This window comes from Streptomyces sp. NBC_01537 (assembly GCF_045040445.1).
Taxonomy (GTDB): domain Bacteria; phylum Actinomycetota; class Actinomycetes; order Streptomycetales; family Streptomycetaceae; genus Actinacidiphila.
The window spans coordinates 912,914-933,235 of the sequence record NZ_CP109392.1; the positions used below are offsets into that span (position 1 = coordinate 912,914).

20 protein-coding genes are annotated in these 20,322 nt (G+C 72.2%); 16 read left to right on the forward strand and 4 right to left on the reverse strand.

From position 1 onward, the window contains the following. The first annotated feature begins 85 nt into the window (after positions 1–85). The 10 genes from trxA to OG607_RS04555 all read left to right on the forward strand — a co-directional run bounded on the left by trxA (position 86) and on the right by OG607_RS04555 (position 10,821). Complete coding sequence (gene trxA, locus OG607_RS04510) at positions 86–457, forward strand: thioredoxin (protein ID WP_405719042.1); 372 nt, start codon at positions 86–88, stop codon at positions 455–457. A 33-nt stretch (positions 458–490) separates the two neighbouring features. Continuing rightward, positions 491–2,161, forward strand: a complete 1,671-nt coding sequence (locus OG607_RS04515) for an AMP-binding protein (protein WP_405719044.1) — start codon at positions 491–493, stop codon at positions 2,159–2,161. Positions 2,162–2,365: 204 nt separating this feature from the next. Beyond that, positions 2,366–3,667, forward strand: a complete 1,302-nt coding sequence (egtA, locus tag OG607_RS04520; RefSeq protein ID WP_405719047.1) for an ergothioneine biosynthesis glutamate--cysteine ligase EgtA — start codon at positions 2,366–2,368, stop codon at positions 3,665–3,667. Next, positions 3,664–5,019, forward strand: coding sequence for an ergothioneine biosynthesis protein EgtB (egtB, locus tag OG607_RS04525; RefSeq protein ID WP_405719050.1), 1,356 nt, complete (start codon positions 3,664–3,666; stop codon positions 5,017–5,019). Before egtA ends, egtB begins: the two co-directional genes overlap by 4 nt. Further along, positions 5,019–5,774, forward strand: coding sequence for an ergothioneine biosynthesis protein EgtC (gene egtC, locus OG607_RS04530; RefSeq protein ID WP_405719053.1), 756 nt, complete (start codon positions 5,019–5,021; stop codon positions 5,772–5,774). The genes egtB and egtC overlap by 1 nt, the downstream gene beginning before the upstream one ends. Beyond that, positions 5,771–6,745: an L-histidine N(alpha)-methyltransferase gene (gene egtD / locus OG607_RS04535; RefSeq protein ID WP_405719055.1), complete on the forward strand. Its 975-nt coding sequence runs from the start codon at positions 5,771–5,773 to the stop codon at positions 6,743–6,745. Before egtC ends, egtD begins: the two co-directional genes overlap by 4 nt. A gap of 43 nt (positions 6,746–6,788) precedes the next feature. Beyond that, entirely contained in the window at positions 6,789–8,477 is a 1,689-nt protein-coding gene (locus tag OG607_RS04540) for an FUSC family protein (RefSeq protein WP_405719057.1), read from the forward strand. A 55-nt stretch (positions 8,478–8,532) separates the two neighbouring features. Next, a complete protein-coding gene (locus tag OG607_RS04545; protein WP_405719059.1) occupies positions 8,533–9,081 on the forward strand; it encodes a MarR family winged helix-turn-helix transcriptional regulator in 549 nt (182 codons plus the stop codon). Positions 9,082–9,226: 145 nt separating this feature from the next. Then, positions 9,227–10,018: a GNAT family N-acetyltransferase gene (locus OG607_RS04550; protein ID WP_405719061.1), complete on the forward strand. Its 792-nt coding sequence runs from the start codon at positions 9,227–9,229 to the stop codon at positions 10,016–10,018. Beyond that, positions 10,018–10,821: a lysophospholipid acyltransferase family protein gene (locus OG607_RS04555; protein ID WP_405719063.1), complete on the forward strand. Its 804-nt coding sequence runs from the start codon at positions 10,018–10,020 to the stop codon at positions 10,819–10,821. The genes OG607_RS04550 and OG607_RS04555 overlap by 1 nt, the downstream gene beginning before the upstream one ends. Here the strand turns inward: OG607_RS04555 and OG607_RS04560 are convergent. Then, the gene (locus OG607_RS04560) at positions 10,793–10,984 is read right to left on the reverse strand and encodes a DUF1059 domain-containing protein (RefSeq protein ID WP_405719066.1); all 192 of its coding nucleotides are present in this window, start codon (positions 10,982–10,984) and stop codon (positions 10,793–10,795) included. The two genes, OG607_RS04555 and OG607_RS04560, sit on opposite strands and share 29 nt — an antisense overlap. Before the next feature lie 9 nt (positions 10,985–10,993). Next, the gene (locus OG607_RS04565; RefSeq protein WP_405736551.1) at positions 10,994–11,620 is read right to left on the reverse strand and encodes a DUF6629 family protein; all 627 of its coding nucleotides are present in this window, start codon (positions 11,618–11,620) and stop codon (positions 10,994–10,996) included. Positions 11,621–11,730: 110 nt separating this feature from the next. Between OG607_RS04565 and OG607_RS04570 the strand changes: the two genes are divergently transcribed. Next, positions 11,731–12,249 (forward strand): hypothetical protein, encoded by a 519-nt coding sequence (locus OG607_RS04570; RefSeq protein ID WP_405719067.1) that lies wholly within the window; start codon positions 11,731–11,733, stop codon positions 12,247–12,249. An 18-nt stretch (positions 12,250–12,267) separates the two neighbouring features. Here OG607_RS04570 and OG607_RS04575 read toward each other — a convergent pair whose 3' ends face one another. Next, positions 12,268–12,516 carry an SCO4226 family nickel-binding protein gene (locus tag OG607_RS04575; RefSeq protein ID WP_405719069.1) on the reverse strand — a complete coding sequence of 83 codons (249 nt, stop codon included), beginning with the start codon at positions 12,514–12,516 and terminating at the stop codon, positions 12,268–12,270. A 114-nt stretch (positions 12,517–12,630) separates the two neighbouring features. Here OG607_RS04575 and OG607_RS04580 point away from each other — a divergent pair, with 114 nt between their 5' ends. Together OG607_RS04580 and OG607_RS04585 are read left to right on the forward strand one after the other, a co-directional pair. Beyond that, the gene (locus OG607_RS04580; RefSeq protein WP_405719071.1) at positions 12,631–12,990 is read left to right on the forward strand and encodes a cupin domain-containing protein; all 360 of its coding nucleotides are present in this window, start codon (positions 12,631–12,633) and stop codon (positions 12,988–12,990) included. Between the two features lie 183 nt (positions 12,991–13,173). Then, on the forward strand, positions 13,174–14,031 hold the full coding sequence (locus OG607_RS04585; protein ID WP_405719073.1) for a serine protease: 858 nt from the start codon (positions 13,174–13,176) through the stop codon (positions 14,029–14,031). A gap of 24 nt (positions 14,032–14,055) precedes the next feature. On the opposite strand, the gene OG607_RS04590 is transcribed toward OG607_RS04585, so the two are convergent. After that, complete coding sequence (locus OG607_RS04590; RefSeq protein WP_405719075.1) at positions 14,056–15,882, reverse strand: AMP-dependent synthetase/ligase; 1,827 nt, start codon at positions 15,880–15,882, stop codon at positions 14,056–14,058. Between the two features lie 166 nt (positions 15,883–16,048). Between OG607_RS04590 and OG607_RS04595 the strand changes: the two genes are divergently transcribed. The 3 genes from OG607_RS04595 (at position 16,049) to OG607_RS04605 (ending at position 20,304) form a co-directional block, all read left to right on the forward strand. Further along, positions 16,049–16,291, forward strand: coding sequence for a hypothetical protein (locus OG607_RS04595; protein ID WP_329310376.1), 243 nt, complete (start codon positions 16,049–16,051; stop codon positions 16,289–16,291). 83 nt (positions 16,292–16,374) lie between these two features. Further along, the gene (locus OG607_RS04600; RefSeq protein WP_405719077.1) at positions 16,375–17,859 is read left to right on the forward strand and encodes an SDR family NAD(P)-dependent oxidoreductase; all 1,485 of its coding nucleotides are present in this window, start codon (positions 16,375–16,377) and stop codon (positions 17,857–17,859) included. Between the two features lie 45 nt (positions 17,860–17,904). Then, complete coding sequence (locus OG607_RS04605) at positions 17,905–20,304, forward strand: FHA domain-containing protein (RefSeq protein WP_405719080.1); 2,400 nt, start codon at positions 17,905–17,907, stop codon at positions 20,302–20,304. Positions 20,305–20,322: the final 18 nt, after the last annotated feature.

Below are 20,322 nucleotides of genomic sequence, written 5' to 3' on the forward strand. Positions count from 1 at the left end.
TGGGGCGTCCGGAATACCCCACCGGTAGCTTTCGTTCCCGCCAGTGGGCATCCGAGAGCCGGGCCTGGAAGCAGGTAAGGGACGTATGAGCACCGTTGAGCTCACCAAGGACAACTTCGACGAGGTTGTGTCGGACAATGAATTCGTACTGATCGATTTCTGGGCGTCCTGGTGCGGCCCGTGCCGGATGTTCGCCCCGGTGTACGACGCGGCCTCCGAGCGCCACGAGGACCTCGTCTTCGCGAAGGTGGACACGGAGGCCCAGCCCGAGCTGGCCGCCGCCTTCGAAATTCAGTCGATCCCGACGCTCATGATCGTGCGCGACCGTGTCGCCGTCTTCGCCCAGCCGGGCGCGCTGCCCGAGCCGGCGCTGGAGAGCGTGATCGAGCAGGCCCGCGCGCTGGACATGGACGAGGTCCGCAAGTCGGTCAGCGAAGCGGCACAGCAGCAGTCCTGACATCTGACACTGCGTCAGTTATCGTTCGGCGGCATGGAGACCGTCGCCGAACTCGTGCTGTCGCGCCGGGGCGATGACCGTCCCGGCCTGATGCACGGGGACCTCGTGCTCAGCCATCACCGGGCGGCCGCCGCGGCGGCCGCCCGTGCCGCGCTCCTGGCCGATCTGCTCCCCGCCGGCCGCGAGCCGCACATCGGGCTGCTGCTGGCCAACGTCCCGGAGTATCCGCTGTGGCTGGGCGCGGCCGCCCTGGCCGGGGCGACGGTCGTCGGTGTCAATCCCACGCGGCGCGGCCCCGAGCTGGCCCGCGACATCACCCACACCGAGTGCGTGCTGCTGGTGACCGAGCGGGCGTATCTCCCGCTGCTGGCAGGACTGGACCTCGGTCTGCCGCCGGAGCGCGTCCTCGTCGTCGACGATCCGGCGTACGAGGCGCTTGTCGCACCGTACGAGGGCTGCGAGCCGCGTGCAGCAGCAGGCGTGGGCCCCGGCACGCGCCTGCTGCTGTACTTCACCTCCGGCTCGACCGGCGCCCCCAAGGCCGTGATCGTCTCGCAGGGGCGGCTCGCGAACGCCGGGCGCTCGATCGCCGCGCAGTTCGGCCTGGGCCCCGGCGATGTGCACTACATCTGCATGCCGCTCTTCCACGGCAACGCCGTCATGGCCAACTGGGCCCCCGCCCTGGCCTGCGGCGCGGCGGTGGCGCTGCGGCGCGGCTTCACGGCGTCCGGATTCCTGCCCGACATACGGGCCTACGGGGCGACGTACTTCACCTACGTCGGCCGCGCCGTCCAGTACCTGCTGGCCACCCCCGAGCGCCCCGACGACCGCGAGCACACCCTGCGCCACGGCTTCGGCACCGAGGCGGGCGCGGTGGACGCCGAGCGCTTCGCCGCGCGCTTCGGGGTCCGCCTCACCGAGGGCTACGGCTCTTCCGAGGGCGGCGCCGCGATCCAGCGCTCCCCCGGCACCCCGCCCGGCGCGGTCGGGCGCGCCGCCCCCGGCGCGGACCTCGCGGTGGTCGACCCGTCGACCGGGCAGGAGCGGGCCCGAGCGGTCCTGGACGGCGGCACCGGGCGGCTGCTCAACGGCGACGAGGCGATAGGCGAGCTCGTCAACCGGGGCCGCAGCCGCTTCGAGGGCTACTGGAAGAACGACTCCGCGGTCGCGGAGCGCACCCGTAGCGGCTGGTTCTGGACCGGCGACCTGTTCTTCCGCGACCCCGAGGGGTATTTCCACTTCGCCGGCCGGACCGATGACCGGCTCCGGGTCGACGGCGAGAATCTCGCCGCCGCCCTCATCGAGAACATCCTCGCCCGTTACGGCGCCGCCGCGGCGGTGGCCGTGTACGCGGTGCCCGATCCCGTCTCAGGCGACCAGGTGATGGCCGCGCTCGCGCCGCACGACGGCTCGGACTTCGACCCGGCCGCCTTCGCGGCCTTCCTGGCCGCCCAGCCGGACCTCGGTACGAAGATGGCCCCGCGTTTCGTCCGGATCGTGCCCCGCATGCCGGTCACCGCGACCAACAAGATCCACCGGGCGGCGCTGCGGCGCGAGGGCTTCGCCTGCGCCGACCCGGTGTGGTGGTCGCCACCCCGCTCGGGCCCCTGCGGGGCGGCGTACCGGGCGCTGGGCGAGGCGGACCGGGCGGAGCTGCTGGACCACTACCGCGCCCAGGGGCGCGAGGCCCTGCTGGACGGCTAGGGCCTGCGGGAGTCTGGCTCCGCGGGGGCCGACCGAGATGCGCGTCGGCCCGTCGCGGGCGAGGCTGGAACGTGCACTGCCGGCGGTCCCGGGCGCCGCAGTCGTCACTTCCTGTCCCCCCGGTATTCGTCCGAGGCGCTCTTGAGGACCCGGCGCGGGACGGCTTAGGTGGTAGGGATACCGCCTTCGACAGGAGGACCCGGAATGCCGAGCGCAAGCGGCGGCGGACAGCGGACTCGGACGCCGCAGCCGATCACCGAGGACGAGGCGCAGGCCCATATCCATGGCATCTGCTTCAAGAACGGCCCGCCCGCCCGTGTGGGCGTCGAACTCGAATGGTTCGTGCACGATCTGCTGGACCCCGGCCGCCGGGTCGAGCCGGAGCGGCTCACCGCCGCCGTAGCGGCGCTGCGCGACCTCCCCCTCGGTTCCCCGCTCACCCAGGAACCCGGTGGTCAGCTGGAGCTCAGCTCGCTCCCGGCGGGCTCCCTCACCGAGTGCGTGGGGACGGCATCCGCCGAGCTGGCCGCCGTACGGGGTCTGCTGCGGGAGCGCGGGATGCGGCTCGCAGGCTACGGCCTCGACCCGTGGCTGCCCCCGCGGCGGTTGCTCGATCATCCCCGTTACCGCGCCATGGAGACCTACTTCGACCGGACGGGGACGGCCGGCCGCGTCATGATGGGCAGCTCGGCCTCCGTACAGGTGTGCCTGGACGCGGGCACGGACGAGCCGGGGCCGTTCAGCATCGCCAGACGCTGGCTGCTCGCGCATCTGCTGGGAGCGGTCCTTGTCGCCGCGTTCGCCAATTCGCCGCTCCGGGAGGGCCGGCCCACCGGCTGGCGTTCCACCCGGCAGGCGGTGTGGGCGGACCTCGACGTGGCCCGCACCAACGCCCCGGCGGCGGGGCCGGACCCGCGTGCCGCATGGGCGTCGTACGCGCTGGACGCGCCGGTGCTGTGCGTACGGGCCGAGGAGGGCCCCTGGGCCGTGCCGCCCGCCGGGCTCACCTTCCGCGAGTGGATCCGCGCCGACGGGTCGGTGCCGGGGCGGCGCCGGCCGGGCGTGGCGGACCTGGAGTACCACCTCACGACGCTCTTCCCGCCGGTCCGGCCGCACGGGCACCTGGAGCTGCGGATGATCGACGCCCAGTCCGGTGAGGACGGCTGGATCGTCCCGCTGGCGGTCACCATGGCCCTGTTCGACGACCCGGCCGCCTCCGAGGTGGCGTACCGGGCCGTCAAGCCGCTCGCCGACTCGGCCGGTCCCGGGCCCGCTCCGCGCAATCCGCTCTGGCGGCGTGCCGCCCGGCTCGGGCTGACCGATCCCGAGCTGCAGGCGACGGCCGCGACCTGCTTCGCCGCCGCCCTGGAGGCGCTGCCCCGGCTCGGCGCGGACGCCGGGCTCCAGGCGGCCGTCGCCGACTTCACCGACCGCTATGTCATGCGGGGCCGATGTCCCGCCGACGACACGCTCGACGCCTACGCACGCGAGGAGAGCCATCAGTGACCGCACCCGCTCTCGACACCGAAGCACTCCGCCGGCGCGCCATCGACGCCCTGCTCACCGCACGCGACCGGACCCGGGCCCTCACTTCGTGCCTCGACGACCGCGAACTCACCGCCCAGCACTCCCCTCTGATGTCCCCGCTGGTCTGGGATCTGGCCCATATCGGCAACCAGGAGGAGCAGTGGCTGCTCCGCACCGTCGGCGGCCGTGAGGCCCTGCGCCCCGACATCGACCCGATCTACGACGCCTTCGAGCACCCGCGCTCCGAGCGCCCGGCCCTGCCCCTGCTGCCGCCCGCCGAGGCGCACACCTACGCCGCCGACGTACGCGGCCGGGTCCTGGACATCCTGGAGCGGGCGCGACTGGAGGGCGGCAGCCCGCTGACCGACGCGGGCTTCGCCTTCGGGATGATCGCCCAGCACGAGCAGCAGCACGACGAGACCATGCTCATCACCCACCAGCTCCGCCGCGGCCCCGCCGCCCTCACCGCCCCCGCCCCGCCCCCGGCTCCCTCCGACGCGGCGGCCCTGCCCGCCGAAGTCCTGGTCCCCGGCGGCCCGTTCACCATGGGCACCTCGGCCGAGCCATGGTCGCTGGACAACGAACGCCCGGGCCACATACGGGAGGTAGGCGCCTACTTCATCGACACGGTCCCGGTCGGCAACGCCGCATACATCCGCTTCATCGAGGACGGCGGCTACGACGACCCCCGGTGGTGGGCGGCGGCGGGCTGGGCCCATGTGCGCGAACACGGCCTGTACGCCCCGCTGTTCTGGCGCCACGAGGGCGGGCTGTGGCTGCGCCGCCGCTTCGGTGTCACCGAGCCCGTCCCGCCGGACGAGCCCGTCCTGCATGTCAGCTGGTACGAGGCCGATGCCTACGCCCGCTGGGCCGGCCGACGCCTGCCCACCGAGGCCGAGTGGGAGAAGGCCGCCCGCCACGACCCCGCCACCGGCCGCTCCCGCCGCTACCCCTGGGGCGACGCCGACCCCACCCCCAAGCACGCCAACCTCGGCCAGCGCCACCTGAGCCCCGCCCCCGTCGGCTCCTACCCCGCCGGTGCCTCCCCCCTCGGCGTCCGCCAGCTCATCGGCGACGTCTGGGAGTGGACCGCCTCCGACTTCCTCCCCTACCCCGGCTTCGCCGCCTTCCCGTACAAGGAGTACTCGGAGGTCTTCTTCGGCCCCGACCACAAGGTCCTGCGCGGCGGCTCCTTCGGTGTCGGCCCCGTCGCCTGCCGGGGCACCTTCCGCAACTGGGACTACCCGATCCGCCGCCAGATCTTCTCGGGCTTCAGGACGGCGCGTGACGCGGACCCGGACCCCGCCACCCGGCCGCCGGAGCCCCGCTGATGTGCCGCCACCTCGCCTACCTCGGCCCCGCCGTCGCGCTGTGCGACATCGTCATCAACCCCCCGCACTCCCTCTACCGCCAGTCCTGGGCCCCCCGCCGCCAACGCAACGGCACCGTCAACGCCGACGGCTTCGGCCTCGGCTGGTACGCCCCCGGCGACCCCGTCCCGGCCCGTTACCGCCGCACGGGCCCGGTCTGGGCGGACCCGAGCTTCGCGGACGTCACCCGGGTCGTGCGCTCGGGCGCGCTGCTCGGAGCCGTACGGGACACCACGGAAGGCTCCGCGCCCGACGAGTCCGCCGCGGCCCCGTACACCTACGGGCCCTGGCTGTTCAGCCACAACGGGGCTCTCCTGGGCTGGCCGCGGTCCGTCGCGGACGCGGCGGAAACCCTCCCCGCGGCGGAGCTGCTCACCCTGGAGGCCCGCTGCGACTCCGCGCTCGCGTGGGCGCTGGCCCTGCACCAGCTGCGCGCGGGGGCCGGTCCGGACGAGGCGCTGGCCGACACGACCGGCCGGCTGGCCTCCCTCACCCCCGAGTCCCGGCTCAACTTCCTTCTCACCGACGGCCACACCATCGCCGCCACCGCCTGGGGCGACTCGCTGTGGTTTCTGTCCGCCCCCGGCCGCTCCCTGGTCGTCGCCTCCGAGCCGCATGACGACGACCCCCGCTGGACCGAGGTCCCCGACCGGCATCTGCTGACCGGGGACACCTCGGAAGTCCTGCTCATCCCGCTCAAGGAGCCGCACCTGTGAGCCCGTTCGATCTCACCCGCACCCTTGCCCCCGACGACACGGCCGCCGCTCTGCGCGCGGACGTGGCCGACGGTCTGACCCGCGACCCCAAGGAGCTGCCGCCCAAGTGGTTCTACGACGCACACGGCAGTGAGCTGTTCGAGGAGATCACCCGGCTGCCCGAGTACTACCCGACCCGGGCGGAGCGCGAGATCCTCCGGGACCGCGCGGGCGAGATCGCGCAGGCCGCCCGGGCCCGCACCCTCGTGGAGCTCGGTTCCGGCTCGTCCGAGAAGACCCGGCTGCTCATCGCCGCCCTGCGCGCGCTGGGCGGCCCGCTGACGTACATCCCGGTGGACGTCAGCGAATCCGCCCTTGCGCAGGCCGGAACGGCGCTGCTCGCCGACCACCCCGGCCTCACCGTGCACGCCCTGGTCGCCGACTTCCAGCGCGGCCTCACCCTGCCGGCGGCCCCCGGACCGCGTCTGGTGGCCTTCCTCGGCGGCACGATCGGCAATCTGGTGCCGGTCGAGCGGGCGGCGTTCCTTGCGTCGGTACGGAGGATGCTGGCGCCTGAAGATACGTTTCTGCTCGGCACCGACCTGGTCAAGGACGAGGCCACGCTCATTGCCGCGTACGACGACCCGCAGGGCGTCACCGCCGCCTTCAACAAGAACGTCCTGGCCGTCATCGACCGCGAACTGGGCGCCGACTTCGACCTCGCCGACTTCGACCACGTCGCCCTGTGGGACCGGGACAACGAATGGATCGAGATGCGGCTGCGCGCCCGCCGGTACCTGACCGCCAAGGTGCCCGCGCTCGACCTGACCGCCGACTTCGCGCCGGGCGAGGAGATGCGCACCGAGATCTCCGCGAAGTTCCGCGAGGCGGGTGTGCGGGCCGAGCTGGCCGCCGCCGGGCTGCGCCTGCGGCACTGGTGGACCGACCGCGAGGGCCGCTTCGCGCTGTCACTGGCATCGCCGGAGGAGTGAGAGAAACTACTTCACAAGTAAAACATCTGCTAACCTTCCAGGTATGAAGACGATGCCCGGAGGAGAAGCAGCGGTCCGCGGCGGCGCGGGCGGCCCAGGGCAAGCCCTGAGGATCGCCCGCTCCGCGCGCGGTGCGCTCGCCCTGCGCCCCGGCGCCGACATCTGGCACAAGCCCGCCCTCAGCGTCGTGATCACGCTCGCCGTCCCCGAGGTGGCGCTGCTGCTCGCGGGCCGTCTGGACCTGGCCTTCTACGTCACCGCCGGAGGCCTGTGCGCCCTGTACGCGCACGGGCAGCCGTACGCCGCCCGGGCCCGCACGCTGGCCTGGGTGGTGCTCGGCATGCTGCTGAGCACCGCCGTCGCCCTGGGCACGGCCGCGCTGACCGACTCCATCGCTGTGCGGGTCACGGTCGCCGCGCTGCTGGCGGCGGTCCACAAGACGGTGTGCGACGCGACCCGCATCGGGCCGCCCGCCAACGTGATCTTCACCTTCGTGGCGGCCAGTGCCGCCTTCCTGCCGCAGCGGCTCGCCGACCTCCCGGCCCATCTCGCGCTCGGGGCGCTCGGCGGTGCGATCGCCTGGCTGGTCTGCATGGCCCCGGCCCTCGGACGGCCGCACGGCCCCGAGCGGATCGCCGTGGCCCGCGCCCTGGAAGCCACCGCCCGGCTGCTGCGCACGAACGCCTCCCGTCACGATGCCGCGGCCGCCGCCAACGCCGCCCGGCACTCCCTGCGGATGGCGGGCCCTGGCGATCACCTCACGGGCCTGGGGCTCCTCCTCGTACGCGCCGAATCCGCCGCCGCGGCCCCGGCCACCCACCACGACCAGGCCGAACGCTTCTCCGAGTGGGCGCACGACCTGCGCAAGGGGCGTTCGCTGCCGGATCCCGGCCCTGCGCATGCCGACGAAGCCGCCGAGCCGACCAGGACCGGCACAGGCACCAACACAGGCGCGGAACCACGGGCCGCCTCCGGTCTGCGGACCGCGCTGCGGGCCTTCGCGCCGGGTTCGCCGCTGCTTCCGGTCGCCGCGCGGGTCGCGCTGGGCGGGGCGCTCGCGGGGTGGGCGTCGATGGCGCTGGGCGTGGACCGCCCGTACTGGGCCGTGGTCACCGCCACCTCGGTCTTCGCCGCCAACACCACGATGTCCTGGCACCGGGGCCTGCAGCGCGCCCTCGGCAACCTCCTCGGGGTGCTGCTGTTCACCACGCTCGTGCCGCTGACCAGCACGGGCCGGGCTGCCCTGGTGGCCGTTGCCCTGGCCTGCCAGTTCGCCACGGAGGCGACCATCGCCCGGAACTACTGGCTGGGCAGTGTCTTCGTGACGCCGATGGCCATGATCATGGTCCAGTTCGCCGGCGCCGAACCCGCCCGGCAGCTGATCACCGACCGCTGGCTCGACACCTGCGTCGGCGTCGCCGCCGGCCTGCTGGTCTGCTTCCTCGTCCCGAACCGCCGCGCCGCCGGCCGGGTCGAAACCGCCCTTGCGCATGTCGACGCCGCCGTCACCGCTCCCGTCCCCTCAAGGGAGCGGCTCGCCGTCACCCTGCTGGAGCTGCGTGAGGCCGCCGACACCGCCGGCGGCGAGTGGTGGAGCGGCGCCCTCCCCCAGGAGCGGATCGCCGCCGCCGAGCGGCGCGGGCACCGGACGCTGGCCGCGCTGACCGTGCCGTACGCACCGGCTGCCGCACCGGCCGCCGCACCGGCCGCCTCGCCGGGCCCCGCACAGTGATGGCGCGTACGATCAAGCACTCGCGGGCAGCGTGGGAAAGGGAAAGGATCGACGCATGGAGGACGCGGCACACGCCGCAGGGGCGGCAGGCGCCACGGGCGCCGAGGACGCCGTCGCGTCCGTGCTGCGCCAATGGCAGCAGGAGCACCCCGGCCTGGACTTCGCCCCGGTCGCCGTCATCGGACGGCTCAACCGCTGCACCTCCCTGCTCCAGCAGGTCGCGGACGCCCCGCTGGGCCGCGAGGGCCTGACCCGCCCGGAGTACGAGATCCTCTGCGCCCTCAGCCGGGTCGGCGGCGAGCTCACGCCCGGCCGCCTCACCCGCGAGACCTTCGCCTCCGGCGCCGCCGTCACCAAACGGATCAAGCAGCTCGAACAGCGCGGCCTCGTCTCCCGCCGCCCCGACAGCCGCGACCGCCGCGTCTCCCACCTCTCCCTCACCCCCACCGGCCGCGAACTCGTCGACCGGCTCCTCCCCGAGCAGCTCGACTACGAGACCGCCCTGCTGTCCGGCCTCCCCGCCGACCGCCGCCAGGACCTCGCCGCCATCCTCGCCGACCTCCTGCTGCTCCTCGAAGGCCGCCTCGGCAGCCTCCCCGGCTGACGCAGCCCGGCAGCCCCCGAAGCACCCCCGAAGCCGGGGTTTCAGCGAGCGCACATCTCCGCGATCCGTGATGGTCATGCCAAGGCAAGAGCGTGGCGGAAGACATAGGGGTGTCACCGTCACCCCGCCCCACGGGAAGTCAGCCATGACCGCTGCTCATGACCTCGCCAGCCCACTGCTCACCCACAACCGCCCGAGCTACTCGGTCAGCCTCGCCAAGGACGAGGCCGAGGTGCGGGCCGCGCAGTCCCTCCGCCACCAGGTGTTCGCCGGGGAGATGGGCGCGGTGCTCGACACGCCCGTACCCGGCCTGGACATCGACGCGCTGGACGCGTACTGCGACCACCTGCTCGTGACGGACGACAGCACCGGCATGGTGGTCGGCACCTACCGGCTGCTGTCCCCGGCCAACGCCCGCCGGGCGGGCCGGACGTACTCGGAGTCGGAGTTCGACCTCGGCCGCCTCGCCGGGATACGGGACGACGTCGTCGAGGTGGGCCGCTCCTGCGTGCACCCGGCGCACCGGGACGGGGCGGTGGTGGCGCTCATGTGGGGCGGCATCGTCCGCTATCTGGCCGGGACGGGCCACGGCTGGGTCGCGGGCTGCTGCTCGGTGCCGCTGGCCGACGGCGGCGCGACGGCGGCGGGGGTGTGGGACCGGGTGTCGGCGAAGCACCTGGCGCCGCAGGAGTACCGGGTCACCCCGCACCGCCCGTGGGATCCGGCGGGCATCCGGCGCGCCGCCCGGGCCCCAATGCCGGCGCTGCTGCGCGGATATCTGCGGCTGGGCGCGTGGGTGTGCGGGGAGCCGGCGCACGACCCGGACTTCGGGGTGGCGGACCTGTTCGTACTGCTGTCCCTGGAGCGGACCGACGCGCGCTATCTGCGGCACTTCGGATCGCTCGGGGCCCTCGGTCCCTCCGGCCCGGCAGCCTGATGTCCGCCGCCTGGTGGTCGCCGGTCGCCTCGTGCACCCCCGCGGCGTGCGTGGCCGGCGGGACGCCGTCGGTGGGGCCGGTGCGGCGGCTGCTGCGGTACGCGGCCGGGCTGGCCGTGCTGCTCGCCGGGCTCGCGCTGTACCGGCCGGCCGGGCGGTGGTGCGGCCCGGCCCGGCGGGACGCGCTGGTCCGGCGCTGGATGCTGGCGGTGGCGGCGGCCTTCGGGGTGCGGGTGATCGCGCCCCGGATGCCGCGCGCTCCGGAAGGCGTACTCGTGGTGTCCAACCATGTCTCGTGGCTGGACATCCTACTGGTCGGCGCCGTCTGCCCGGGCCGGATGCTGGCCAAGCGCGAGGTGGCAGGCTGGCCGGTGATCGGGCGGTTCGCGGTCCGTGGCGGCACACTGTTCATCGACCGCGAGCGGATCAGGTCGCTGCCGGACACGGTCGCCGAGATCGCCGGGGCGCTACGCACCGGCGCGACGGTGGTGGCCTTCCCGGAGGGCAGCACCTGGTGCGGCCGGGAGGAGGGCCGTTTCCGGCCCGCCGTGTTCCAGGCGGCGCTGGACGCGGGCGCGCCCGTCCGCCCCGTGTCGATCCGCTACCGCCTGGCGGGCGGGGAGCCGACGACCGCCCCCGCGTTCGTCGGGGACGACACCCTGCTGGCGTCCGTGCGGCGGGTGGTGGCCACCCGGGGACTGACCGCCGAGGTGACGGTCGATCAGGAGATACCGGCCGGCGCCCACGCCGACCGGCGTGCTCTGGCCGGCGCGGTCAGGCGTGCGCCGGCACCTCGTCCTTGAGGTCCTCGCGGATCATCCTGCGCAGTTCCGCGTTGTCCTCGTGGCCGTGTACGGAGACGGCGTGCTCGGCCGCCGCGCGTACGACTTCCTCTTCCTCACCGCTGATGGTGAGGGTGCAGCCCGAGACACTCGGGTGGTCCCGGCAGTCAACGACCTTGCGCATGACGGCCTCCTATATCGGGATGTGTCCACTCATTCTATCCCTCACCCACCACAGCAGCATGACGCTGACGACCGCTGCGAAGGCGCACCACGTGGAGATGAACTCCAGCCGCCACAGCGCCGCGCAGAGCGCCGCCCCCACCCCGACGACCACCCCGAGCAGGCGCAGCACGCGGTCGCCGCTGACCAGCAACGAGCCCACGGTGGCCAGCAGATATCCGGCGATCAGCAGCGGCGCCCCCGGGAGGCCGAGCCCGTAGCCCAATGTGTGTCCCCGCACCTGCGCGGTGACCGGTTCGGACGCGAGTCCCGCGCCCAGTCCCGCGGCGGTCGCGACGCCCACCGCGAGCAGCGGCGCCACGCGTCGCCGTACGGGGGCACGCACAGCGAGCAGCACACCGAGCGGCACCAGGACCGGCAGCAGCGGAAGCGCGATGACGGCCCAGGCGGTGCGGGCGGACCCCGCGCCGGACGGGTCGCGCCACACCACCGACTCGATCATCTGGTGCGCGCCGAGCAGCAGCGGAAGCGCGGCGAGCGGCAGGTCGGGAACCCGGCGCACATGCGCGACGCAGACCACGCCCACGGCCGCGACGCCGCCACCTGCGGCGAGATCCGCGGTGGCGCTCCAGCACATGGGGTTCCATTCGCCAATCGTCAATCGCATAACGCGTGCAACCGTACGACTCGGTCAAATGTCTCATACAGTGACTGATGAAAGTCCCCCACGCTCACAAGGGGCACGCCATGCACACCCGCACCCGCACCCGTCTCCGCCTCACGGCAGCCGCCGCGAGCACGCTGCTCATCGCCGGCGCCGTCGCGTCCACCGCCGCCTCCGCCGCTCCCGCGGCCGCGGCCGCCCCCTCGACGGCCCTGGTCACCAACGCCCGGATCGCCGGGCACTGCACCTTCGACCGCATCGTCATCGACGTGAAGGGCTCCCTGCCGCCGACCACGGTCAAACGCGTCAGCGTCCTGCGCTACGACGCCTCCGGAAAGAAGGTCCCGCTCGCGGGCAAACGGTTCCTGGAGATCAAGCTCTCCCCCGCGGCCGCCCACAATGCCGCGGGCAGGAACGTCTACAAGGGCCCGCGTCTGACCAGGCCGAATCTGCCGAAGCTCAAGGGCTTCGCGCTGACCGGCGACTTCGAGGGTGTCGTCACCTTCGGCGCCGCGTTCAACAGCAGGCCGGACTACACCACGAAGCGGCTGCACAACCCCGAGCGCTTCGTGCTGGACATCTCCCACCGGAACACGTGCTGACGGGCCCCCGGACAGGCACTAGACGCTGACCGGCACCGGATGGATCTCGTCGGCGCGGTGTCCCGCCTTGTCGTGGACTCGCTGGACCGCCGCCGCCGACGGGGCCGAGGACAGGCAGTAGACCGTCCCGGACTCGGGGTCCGCCCAGGCGCGCTCGAAGTGAACGCCTTCCTCGCCCTCAACGGCGAGGTCGGCCCGGTGGGCCTCCAGGAGCCCTTCCGCGGTGATGCCCTTCATCCCGTGGTGAACATCCATGAACTGGGTCATGGTTTCCGCACCTCCTTGCGAACGCATCCCACCTGTCCATGCTGCGCCCCACAGGAGCATTATGGAAATAGGCGAATAATTCCGTCACTCACACCAGGACGGAGCGGATCCTTCATGATCGAAGTCAAGAACACCGGCAAGCCCGACGAACGCCGCGACTTCCCCCGTGGTCACCTCGACGTACTCGACCTCACGGGGCTCAACTTCGGCGTCGCCACCTTCGACACCGGCTGGCGCTGGTCTGAGTCGCTGCGCGAAATCGCCGGCACCGACAGCTGCCAGACGCACCACAACGGCTATGTCCTCCAAGGGCATCTGCGCATCCGCATGGACGACGGCGAGGAGGCCGACGTCGGGCCGGGTGACGTGTTCGTGGTCCCGCCCGGGCACGACGCCTGGGTCCTCGGCGACGAGCAGGTCATGGTCTTCGACTTCGCCGGTGGCATGGCGGAGTACGCGAAGGCGAAAACGTAGACAGGGAGGACGGGTTGACGCATGCCCGGGTGCGGGACACCACCAGTGTCCCGCACCCGGGCATGTGTGCACAGACGCCGCACACACAGACAATGCACAGACCCCCTTGCTGATCACCTCTCGAGTCATGAGAATGTCCATGACAACAACCGAAAGATCTTCGGTCTCGAGAGGACCCCCCACATGAACAAACCTCTCTTCGGCGTACTCGCGGCCATTCTTGCGGGCGTCGCCTCGATAGCGGGCTTCACCGCCGCCCCCGCCTCGGCCACGAGCCGTACGGCCGCGGCAGCCCCGCAGCTCAAGGCCACGGTGAACTTCGCCGGCACCGTCGCGCTGAGCAACTGTTCCGGCTCGGTCATCAAGTTCCCCAGCTCCGCGTCCACCGACCCGGCCCTGGTCATGTCCAACGGCCACTGCCTCAGCAGCGGCTTCCTGGACCCGGGCGAGGTCCTGGTCAACGCCTCGTCCACCCGCACCTTCAGCCTGCTCAACTCCACGGGCACGAGCGTCGGCACCCTGCGCGCCACCAAGCTCGCGTACGCGACCATGACCGACACCGACGTGTCGATCTACCAGCTCAACCGGACGTACGCCCAGATCCTGTCGACGTACGGGATCTCGCCGCTCGTTCTGTCCACCACCCACCCCGTGGCGGGCACCGCCATCAAGGTGGTCTCCGGCTACTGGAAGACCATCTACTCGTGCAACATCGACGGATTCGTCTACCGCCTGAAGGAGGGTGACTGGACCTGGAAGGACTCGGTCCGGTACACCTCCGCCTGCCAGACCATCGGCGGCACCTCGGGCTCGCCGGTGATCGACGCCAGCACCGGCCAGGTGGTCGCGATCAACAACACGGGCAACGAGGACGGCGAGACCTGCACCGAGGACAACCCGTGCGAGGTCTCCGAGGACGGCACGGTCACCGTCCGCGAGGGCATCAACTACGCGGAGGAGACCTACGGGATCGCCGCGTGCTTCACCACCGGCAACCAGGTCGACCTGACCCTGAGCGGCTGCACACTGCCCAAGCCGTAAAGCCGTAAAGCCCTTCACTCTCCTTCAGCCTCCGTAGAGGGCTTCGATCTCCGGGGAGCAGACCTGCTCGATGGACCGCCGCTTGAGCTTGCGCGACGGGGTGAGCAGGCCTCGCTCCTCGGTGAAGGAGAAGGGCAGGATACGGAAGGCGCGGATCGACTCCGCCTTGGAGACCTGGGTGTTGGCGGCGCTCACCGCCCGCCGCACCTCGGACTCCAGGTCGGGGTCCCGCGCCAGTTCGCCCGCGTCGATCAGCCCGCGTCTGCCCCGCAGCCGCAACCAGTGGGCGACCGCCTCGGAGTCCAGGGTCAGGAGGGCCACGACGAACGGCCGGTCGTTGCCTATGACGACGCAGTGCTCGACCAGCGGGTGTTCGCGGACCCGCTCCTCCAGGACCCCCGGGATGAGGTTCTTGCCGCTGGCGGTGACGATGAGTTCCTTCTTGCGGCCGGTGATGGTCAGATAGCCGTCCTCGTCGAGGCTGCCCAGGTCGCCGGTGTGCAGCCAGCCGGCGCGCAGCGCCGCCGCGGTGGCGTCGGTGTCGCCCAGGTAGCCGGCGAAGACGCTGCCGCCGCGCAGCAGGACCTCGTCGTCCTCGGTGATCCGGATGTCCGTCCCCGGGACCGGGCGGCCCACCGTGCCGTGCCGGACCTTTCCCGGCGGGTTGCAGGTGGCGGCCGAGGTGGACTCCGTGAGGCCGTAGCCCTCGTAGACGGTCACGCCGGCGCCGTCGAAGAACAGGCTGAGCCGCCGGCCCATCGTGGAGCCGCCGCTCACCGCGTTGCGGACCCGGCCGCCCAGTGCCTCGCGGACCTTGCCGTAGACGAGCCTGTCGTAGAACCGGTGGCTGAGCCGCAGCGCCGGGCCCGGCCCGGGGCCCTCGCCGAAGGCGCGCCGTTCGCGGGCCTCGGAGAAGCGCACGGCGACCTCCACCGCCCGGTCGAAGATGGCAAGGTGCCCTTCCGCCCCGGCCTTGGCGCGGGCCGCGCCGAAGACCCGTTCGAAGACATACGGGACGCCGAGGACGAAGGTCGGCCGGAACGAGGCCAGGTCCGGCAGCAGGGCGGCGGCGGACATGTCGGGCTGGTGGCCCAGGCGCACTCCGGCTCTGAGCGACGCGACCTGGACCATCCGTCCGAAGACATGCGCCAGCGGGAGGAAGAGCAGCGTGGAGGGCTGTTCGCCGTTCCCGGGCTCGAAGATGGGGCGCCAGCCGGCGATGAGGTTGTCGCACTCGGCCATGAAGTTGGCGTGGGTGAGCAGGCAGCCCTGCGGGCGGCCGGTGGTGCCCGAGGTGTAGATCACGGTGGCCACCGCGTCCGGGGTCACCGCGAGCCGGTGGCGGTGCACCAGTTCCTCGGGGATCCGCTGCCCGGCCTCGGTGAGCGCGGCGACCGCTCCGGCGTCCAGCTGCCAGACATGGGCCAGGGTGACCGGGCCGCCGAGCACCGAGCCGAGGGTCATCGCGTGGTCCTCGTCCTCGATGACGCAGGCCACGGCGCCGCTGTCGTGCAGGATCCAGCCGAGCTGCTCGGCGGAGGCGGTCGGGTAGACCGGCACCGGCTGGGCGCCGACGGTCCACAGGGCGAAGTCCAGCAGTGTCCACTCGTAACGGGTGCGGGACATCACGGCGACCCGGTCGCCGAAGCGTATGCCTTCCGCGAGCAGGCCCCTGGCCAGCGCCATCACCTCGTCACGGAAGCCGGCGGCGGTCACGTCCCGCCACTCGCCGTCCGTCTTGCGGCCCAGCACGATCCGGTCCGGCGCCTCGGAAGCGCTCTCGAATACGGGGTCGGCCAGCCCGCCCACGAGGGGCGTGGTGGCCAGAGCTGGGACGGTGGTCTCCTGCACGCATGCTCCTTGTGGGGGAATGGGAGCGTGGATGCGTAAATTAGCCGATCTTTCGCGCGCTGTCGGCGGGCAGGATCCCCGAAAACGCCCATAGCGCGAATTGCACCGGGATCTTCACTGCGTGTTCGACCCGTCCGAGCGATCATTGAGAGACGGAGGTGACCCCATGACCCACAGGATCCGACTCCACGGAGGCCCCGGCGACGGGCTCACGCTGGGCATCGTCGTGGGAGCGGTCGGGCAGCCGCCCGAGGGCATCCTCTACGACCCCATGGCGATCACCGTGCAGGACGCGGGCGTCCACCAGGCCTGGCCCGACAGTGCCGCGTACTACAAGCGCGTCGAGCACATCGCGGACGAGCCATGGGACTACGAGTACGAGAGCGAGGCCACGGCTCCGCTGGAGTGAGATTTTGGCCGGGCGTCGTCGGCTACGTAGAGTTCCGCCGGGAAGCAAGCACAGGAACACACGATCCAGAGACGACGGCGGGCATGACGGCGATCGACCACGGCCAAAGCACCACGGACTTCCAGCAGGAGGCCGCGGGCAGCGCAGGCATCGACCCGGCGCGCCTGGAGCTGTGCCTCAGCGTGCTCAAGGAGCTCGACGAGCTGCCGATCGACCACCCCGACGCCATCACGGTCCGGCTCGCCACCGCCGGTATCTACCGGACGGTGAAGCAGCGGCGCCGCCAGGAGCGCCGGGCCGCCAAGACCGCCAACGACAAGGCGGTCACCGAGGCCACCGCGACCGGTTCCGCCGAGCGGATCGACGACGAGACCGAGGGCCTGCTGCCCAGCTCGTCGGTCACCACCGAGATCGCCGGTGTCCTGGAGCGCCCCCGGTCCTGCTACATCTGCAAGACCCGCTATGTCGAGGTGGACGCCTTCTACCACCAGCTCTGCCAGAAGTGCGCGCACTTCAACCGCGCCAGGCGTGAAGCCCGCACCGACCTGACCGGCCGGCGGGCGCTGCTCACCGGCGGCCGGGCGAAGATCGGCATGTACATCGCGCTGCGGCTGCTGCGCGACGGCGCCCACACCACCATCACCACCCGCTTCCCCAGCGACGCGATCCGCCGCTTCAAGGCGATGCCGGACAGCGCCGACTGGATCCACCGCCTCAAGATCGTCGGTATCGACCTGCGCGACCCGGCCCAGGTCGTCGCGCTGGCCGACTCTGTGAGCGCCGAGGGCCCGCTGGACATCCTGATCAACAACGCCGCGCAGACCGTACGCCGCTCCCCCCAGGCCTACGCCGAGCTGGTCGCCGCCGAGTCGGCCCCGCTGCCCGCCGGGGAGCTGCCCGCTTCCGAGGTCATCGGCACCTTCGGCAGCGGCGCCCAGGCCACGCTGCCCGGGCCGCGCGCCGGTGACGCCCTGACCGCCGAGGAGGTCACCGCGCTGGCGCTGACCACGGGCTCGGCCACGGTCGCCCGGATCGAGGCGGGCACCGCCATCGACGCGGGCGGGCTGGTGCCGGACCTGGCCCCGGTCAACACCTGGGTCCAGAAGGTCGACGAGGTCGATCCGGTCGAGCTGCTCGAAGTCCAGCTGTGCAATGTCACCGCCCCGTTCGTGCTGGTCAGCCGACTGCGCCCGGCGATGGCCGCGTCCGCCGCCCGCCGCAAGTACGTGGTGAACGTCTCCGCCATGGAGGGCCAGTTCAGCCGCGGCTACAAGGGTCCCGGCCACCCGCACACCAACATGGCCAAGGCCGCGCTGAACATGCTGACGCGCACCAGCGCGCAGGAGATGCTGGAGAACGACGGCATCCTGATGACCGCGGTCGACACCGGCTGGATCACCGACGAACGCCCGCACCCCGACAAGATGCGGCTCGCCTCCGAGGGCTTCCACGCCCCCCTGGACCTCGTCGACGGCGCCGCCCGGGTCTACGACCCGATCGTGCGCGGCGAGGCCGGTGAGGACGTCTTCGGCTGCTTCCTGAAGGACTACTCGCCCTCCGCCTGGTAACCGCTCGCCGGGCGGGACCGGGGTACCGACGGTACGCTGTGGATCATGGGTGAGCGGCAATTCGCGCCCTCCGCGCCCGAGCTTGTCCTTGAGACCGATGACGGTACGCAGGTCATCGTCCCGGGGCGCACCTACCATGTCGGACGCGATCCGCTGAGCGAGATCGTCTGCGACGACCCCCGGGTGTCCTGGCACCACGCGGTGCTCCGGTCGGACGTCAACGGCTGGATCCTGGAGGACGCCGGCAGCACCAACGGGACGTACGCCGACGGCAAGAGCGTCCGCCAGTGGGGCGTGGGCCCCGGCAGCCTGATTCGCTTCGGGCACCCGGCGGACGGCCCGTGGGCCAAGCTCAGCGGCATCCCCCCGGCCGAGCCCGAGCCGGCCTCGAGCGGAATCGGTTCGCACGGAACCGGTCCGTACGGAACCAACCTGTCCGAACCGATCCCGGCCGGGCCCGTTCCGACCGGGACCTTCCGGCAGCCGACCTCGATCCGTCAGCTGCCCGCCCGTACGGTGCGGATCGGCCGCGCCGCCGACAGCGATGTGGTCGTCGACGACCTGCTGGTCTCCCGGCACCACGCCGAGCTGCGCGCGGCCCCCGGCGGCGGCTACGAGATCGCCGACCTCGGCAGCCACAACGGCACGTACCTCAACGGGCAGCCGGTCACCCGGGCCCCGATCCACCCGGGCGACATCGTCGGCATCGGCCACTCGGTCTTCCGCCTGGTGGGCGACAAGCTGGTGGAGTTCACCGACACCGGCGAGGTCTCGCTCCAGGTCAGGGACCTGGCGGTGGAGGTGGGCTCCGACGGCAGCCGCAAGACCCTGCTGAACCACATCTCCTTCCCGGTCGGCGAGAAGTGCCTGCTGGGGGTCGTCGGCCCCAGCGGCTCCGGCAAGTCCACCCTCCTCAACGCCCTCACCGGGCTGCGTCCGGCGGACCACGGCACCGTGCTCTACGACGGCCGGGACATGTACCGCGAGTACGCCGAACTGCGTCAGCGCATCGGTCTCGTACCGCAGGACGACATCCTGCACCTCCAGCTCCCGGTGCGCCGGGCGCTGGGTTACGCCGCCGAGCTGCGCTTCCCCGGCGACACCGCGAAGGCCGAGCGGCGGGCCCGGGTGGACGAGGTGATCGGCGAACTCGGCCTGGACGCAAGGGTGGACCAGCCGATCCACAGTCTGTCCGGCGGCCAGCGCAAGCGGGTCAGTGTCGCGCTGGAGCTGCTGACCAAGCCCTCGCTGCTGTTCCTCGACGAGCCGACCTCGGGGCTGGACCCGGGCATGGACCGCTCGGTGATGAACATGCTGCGCGGCCTGGCCGACGACGGCCGCACGGTCGTCGTCGTCACCCACAGCGTGCTGAGTCTCGACGTGTGCGACCGGCTGCTGGTCATGGCACCCGGCGGGCAGATGGCCTACTACGGGCCGCCCGAGGACACACTGGCCTTCTTCGGCTTCGAGCAGTGGCCAGAGGCCTTCGAGGCCTTCGAGAACGACCAGGACCGCGACTGGGCGGGCCAGTACGAGGCCTCGAAGCTGCACCACGAGTACATCGACTCGGCGGACGGACTGCCCGGGCCCGCACCCGACTCGGCCCAGCGCGGCGTCAAGCCGCCCAAGCCGCAGGGCTGGGGCGCTCAGCTGCGCACGCTGGTACGCCGCTACAGCGCCTCGCTGGCCGCCGACCGGACCTTCCTGGCCATCATGGTCGCGTTGCCGTTCGTCATGGGCGCGATGGCGCACGCGCTGGCCGGATCGAAGCTCACGGGCGAGAACGCCCTCAACGTCCTGCTGATCCTGTGCGTCGGCGGGGTGCTCACGGGCGCGGCCAACGCGGTGCGCGAACTCGTCAAGGAGCGGGTGATCTACCGGCGGGAGCGGGCGGTCGGGCTGTCCAGGTCCGCGTATCTGTGCTCGAAGATCGTGGTGCTCGGGGTGATCACCGTCATCCAGGCGGTCGTTCTGACGATGGCCGGCCTGATCGGCGTCAAGCTCAGACCTCAGGGCGGCAGCGGCGTTTTCCTGCCGCCGCTGTTGGAGATCGCGCTCGCGGTGGCTCTGCTCTCCTTCACCGCGATGATGCTGGGGCTGCTGGTCTCGGCGCTGGTGAGCAAGGAGGAGGTCACCATGCCGCTGCTGGTGCTGCTCGCCATCGTCCAGGTGGTCTTCTGCGGTGCCCTGCTGCCGCTGAACGGGGTGCCCGGCCTTGAGCAGTTCGCCTGGCTGGTGCCCTCGCGCTGGGCGCTCGGCGCGATGGCCGGAACGGTCGACCTGCACCGGATCGTGCCGGGGGACGCGGCCGCCGACCCGCTGTTCCGGCACTCGGCGGGGGTGTGGCTGCTCAACATGGGGATGATGCTGGTTCTCAGCGCGGTGCTGGCCTTCGTCGTGGCCAAGCTGCTGCGCCGGCACGAGCCCGCCATCATGCGCGGTTGAGGCCAGGAGCCGAGGAGC

Excerpts from the sequence above, each read along its gene's own strand:
- OG607_RS04575 (WP_405719069.1), bottom strand. The coding sequence starts at position 12,516 with ATGACCCAGTTCATGGATGTTCACCACGGGATGAAGGGCATCACCGCG.
- OG607_RS04605 (WP_405719080.1), top strand. The coding sequence starts at position 17,905 with ATGGGTGAGCGGCAATTCGCGCCCTCCGCGCCCGAGCTTGTCCTTGAG.
- OG607_RS04565 (WP_405736551.1), bottom strand. The coding sequence starts at position 11,620 with ATGTGCTGGAGCGCCACCGCGGATCTCGCCGCAGGTGGCGGCGTCGCG.
- OG607_RS04600 (WP_405719077.1), top strand. The coding sequence starts at position 16,375 with ATGACGGCGATCGACCACGGCCAAAGCACCACGGACTTCCAGCAGGAG.
- OG607_RS04545 (WP_405719059.1), top strand. The coding sequence starts at position 8,533 with ATGGAGGACGCGGCACACGCCGCAGGGGCGGCAGGCGCCACGGGCGCC.
- OG607_RS04550 (WP_405719061.1), top strand. The coding sequence starts at position 9,227 with ATGACCGCTGCTCATGACCTCGCCAGCCCACTGCTCACCCACAACCGC.
- OG607_RS04560 (WP_405719066.1), bottom strand. The coding sequence starts at position 10,984 with ATGCGCAAGGTCGTTGACTGCCGGGACCACCCGAGTGTCTCGGGCTGC.
- OG607_RS04570 (WP_405719067.1), top strand. The coding sequence starts at position 11,731 with ATGCACACCCGCACCCGCACCCGTCTCCGCCTCACGGCAGCCGCCGCG.
- OG607_RS04585 (WP_405719073.1), top strand. The coding sequence starts at position 13,174 with ATGAACAAACCTCTCTTCGGCGTACTCGCGGCCATTCTTGCGGGCGTC.
- egtC (WP_405719053.1), top strand. The coding sequence starts at position 5,019 with ATGTGCCGCCACCTCGCCTACCTCGGCCCCGCCGTCGCGCTGTGCGAC.
- OG607_RS04515 (WP_405719044.1), top strand. The coding sequence starts at position 491 with ATGGAGACCGTCGCCGAACTCGTGCTGTCGCGCCGGGGCGATGACCGT.
- egtA (WP_405719047.1), top strand. The coding sequence starts at position 2,366 with ATGCCGAGCGCAAGCGGCGGCGGACAGCGGACTCGGACGCCGCAGCCG.
- OG607_RS04555 (WP_405719063.1), top strand. The coding sequence starts at position 10,018 with ATGTCCGCCGCCTGGTGGTCGCCGGTCGCCTCGTGCACCCCCGCGGCG.
- OG607_RS04580 (WP_405719071.1), top strand. The coding sequence starts at position 12,631 with ATGATCGAAGTCAAGAACACCGGCAAGCCCGACGAACGCCGCGACTTC.
- trxA (WP_405719042.1), top strand. The coding sequence starts at position 86 with ATGAGCACCGTTGAGCTCACCAAGGACAACTTCGACGAGGTTGTGTCG.
- OG607_RS04540 (WP_405719057.1), top strand. The coding sequence starts at position 6,789 with ATGAAGACGATGCCCGGAGGAGAAGCAGCGGTCCGCGGCGGCGCGGGC.
- OG607_RS04595 (WP_329310376.1), top strand. The coding sequence starts at position 16,049 with ATGACCCACAGGATCCGACTCCACGGAGGCCCCGGCGACGGGCTCACG.